Consider the following 2,891-nt stretch of genomic DNA (forward strand, 5'->3'; position numbering starts at 1 on the left):
CGGATCTTCCGGGTCGACAACCCCCACACCAAGCCCGTCCCGTTCTGGGAACGCCTCCTGGCCGACATCGCCACCACAGACCCCGACGTGCTGTTCCTGGCCGAAGCGTTCACCCGCCCCGCGATGATGCACACCCTGGGCAAGATCGGCTTCCACCAGTCCTACACGTACTTCACCTGGCGCAACTCCGCCGACGAACTCCGCGACTACTTCAGCGAACTCGCGGGGCCCACCGCGCCCTACGTGCGGCCGAACTGCTTCACCAACACACCCGACATCCTCAACGAGTACCTGCAACACGGTGGACGGGCCGCGTTCGAGATCCGCGCGATCCTGGCCGCGCTCCTCTCCCCCACCTGGGGCATCTACTCCGGGTACGAACTCTGCGAGAACACCCCTGTGCGGCCCGGCAGCGAGGAATACCGCGATTCGGAGAAGTACCAGTTCCGGCCCCGCGACTGGGACGCCGCCGCGACGGCGGGCACCACGATCGCACCGCTGATCACGCAGCTGAACACGCTGCGCAACGCCCACCCCGCCCTCCAATGGCTGCGCAACCTGCACTTCCACCACGTCGACCAGCCCGAACTCCTCGTCTTCTCCAAACGGCGCCTCAACGACACCGTCCTGGCCGTCGTCAACCTCAACCCCCACCACGCACGCGAAGCCACCGTCCACCTCGACCTGCCCGCACTCGGACTCCCCGACGACCCCGCACACCCCTTCACCGTCCTCGACGAACTCGACGGCACCGCCTACACCTGGCACAAGACCAACTACGTCCACCTCGACCCCCGGACGAAGCCCGCGCACGTCCTGACGGTCCAGCGGGACGGCGGCCGCACGGCCGTGCCGTCCACCGGGACGGAGAACGCCGACGGCGACGGCGACACGCCGCGGGCCGGTGGAAGCTGAGCTTCCAGGCCGCGGGGCGCGGTCGGCTAGACCGCCGGTTCGGCGGTGCGGCAGGCGGTGAACACCGAGCCCAGCCCCTCGCGGTCGATGATCTCGCGGAGCTTGGCCGGCTGTTCCAGCAGCGACAGGCAGCCGCCCTCGGCGGCGACCCGCCAGCGGATGCCGAGCAGGATCGGCAGCGGGTCGCAGCGCAGCCCGAGCCGGGCGCTCATCCGCACCATGAGGTGCCGCATGTTCCCCTCGACCAGCGTGGTCAGGGTCTCCCCCAGTCGCGGGACGGTCAGCTGGTCGAGCACCCCGGACAGGTGGACGACCGTGTGGTCGCCGTCCGCCGCGGCGGCCGTGGTGATCGTCAGTTCGGACGGCGCGGACGGCGCCGGGGTCAGGGCGGCGTCCCCCGGGTGCAGGGCGCGGATGGCGTCCAGCACGTCCGCGGTGTCGGCCGGTCCGGTGCGGCGGCGGCCCGGCGGCGGTGCGGCGGTGGCCGACGCGACGTCGGGGAAGACCGGGACGAGACGTCCCAGCCCGGTGACGTCCAGCTCGCGCTGCACCGGTGCGGACGCGTCCGGGACCACCGCCCGCAGCTCGCAGCCGAGCAGCCGGGCGCGGGTCTCGGCGCGGGCCAGCAGGACCAGCCCGGCGGCGTCGAGCAGCACGGCGTCGCCGAAGTCGACGACGACGCCCGCGCGCGTTCGCCGGTCGCGGCGTCCGCGGCGACCTCGGACAGGGCGCGGCTGACGCCCTCCCGGATCCCCGCGTAGTTCTGCCAGCTGATCTGCGCGGGAAGGCTCAGCACGGTGAAGCCTCGCCGGGTCTCGATGCGCAGGCCCGGCACGATCGTGTCCTTCATGTCACATCCCGATTCGCGCGGCCGCGCGGGCCGTCCTCGGCGGAGCGGTCAGGTCGGTGCGCGTGCGAGGCGGGCAGCGGCGGCGCGGCGGCCACGCCCGGCGGCCGTTTCCCGGGAACCGCGGACACGGGCGATCCGCCCGGCCGCTCCCCGTCCGGGTGCGGCGGGCGCGCGCCCCGCTCGACGCCCGTGAGCCGGGACGCGGCGAGGCGTTCGATGGTCCGTTCCTCGGGCCGCACCCCGATATGGGTGCAGCACGACCACAGGTCGTCCACGCACCGGCGCACGCTCTCCGCCGAAATTCCGGCGAAGCGGGCGCGCAGCCGGGTCACGAGGTCGTCGCGCGTCGGTACGACGTCATCGCGCGTCGGTACGACCGATGGCGACTTCTCCCAGCGCTCCACTGTCCCTCCGATCGCTTTGGACGAAACATTCTTTTCCGCCCGAACTGTCGTCAGCTAGCCGCGCGGCATGTGCTGAGCTTGGAAATGACCTACCCCCGGCATCCGCCAGAAAAAGCGACGAACCTAAAAACCCGGACATGACACAACCGTCGCGGAGCAAGCATTCGGGAGCGTCCGCGCCAGTGACGCGGCCGTTCGGCACCGCCTTTTTGCCGCCTTTTTCCGCCCCCGGACCCCGGGGCCGACCGGCGGCGCCTCCGGCGCCGGACCGCGCGGACGGCACGTAGATCGGCCGCGCGGCGGATCTACCGGCCGGGGACGCGGCGGCGTCCGGGCGCGCGGGCGGATGCGGGCCGAAACGCGCGGGACGGTCACGGTGCGTACGCAGATTTTTACGGATGGTTGCCGTCCCGGAACGTCGGCCGCGCGGCGCGCGGGCATTGCTGATCTAGGTATCTCCAACACAGCGGGGTGGGTCATGCACGTTCGGCCACAGATCAGCAGCGGCGGCGCGTCCGGCCGGGACGGGGCTCCAGGGCCGGCGGACCGGGTGCGCCGGGACGAGCCCGCCCCCGCGGGCGGCCCGGTCGGCGGCCCGGCGGCCGGGCCCGTCCCCGACACGTTCGCCGAGGACGCGCCCCGCGTCCCGCACTGGTTCAAGACGGCGGTGTTCTACGAGGTGTCGGTGCGCGGGTTCGCCGACTCCAACAACGACGGCTACG

At 72.4% G+C, this 2,891-nt stretch carries 2 protein-coding genes and 2 pseudogenes; 2 read left to right on the top strand and 2 right to left on the bottom strand.

Annotated features, from left to right (window positions below):
* A pseudogene (locus tag BJF79_RS35945) lies at positions 1-915 on the top strand (alpha-1,4-glucan--maltose-1-phosphate maltosyltransferase); the annotation flags it as partial.
* A gap of 26 nt (positions 916-941) precedes the next feature.
* Here the strand turns inward: BJF79_RS35945 and BJF79_RS35950 are convergent.
* Both BJF79_RS35950 and BJF79_RS35955 read right to left on the bottom strand, forming a co-directional pair.
* Positions 942-1,571, bottom strand: coding sequence for a hypothetical protein (locus tag BJF79_RS35950; RefSeq protein ID WP_075904119.1), 630 nt, complete (start codon positions 1,569-1,571; stop codon positions 942-944).
* Between the two features lie 190 nt (positions 1,572-1,761).
* A complete protein-coding gene (locus BJF79_RS35955; protein ID WP_075904121.1) occupies positions 1,762-2,169 on the bottom strand; it encodes a hypothetical protein in 408 nt (135 codons plus the stop codon).
* A 478-nt stretch (positions 2,170-2,647) separates the two neighbouring features.
* On the opposite strand from BJF79_RS35955, the pseudogene BJF79_RS54345 reads away from it, so the two are divergent.
* Positions 2,648-2,891 (top strand): annotated as a pseudogene (locus tag BJF79_RS54345) (hypothetical protein); the annotation flags it as partial.

It is taken from the genome of Actinomadura sp. CNU-125 (assembly GCF_001942465.1).
In the GTDB taxonomy this organism is placed as follows: domain Bacteria; phylum Actinomycetota; class Actinomycetes; order Streptosporangiales; family Streptosporangiaceae; genus Spirillospora.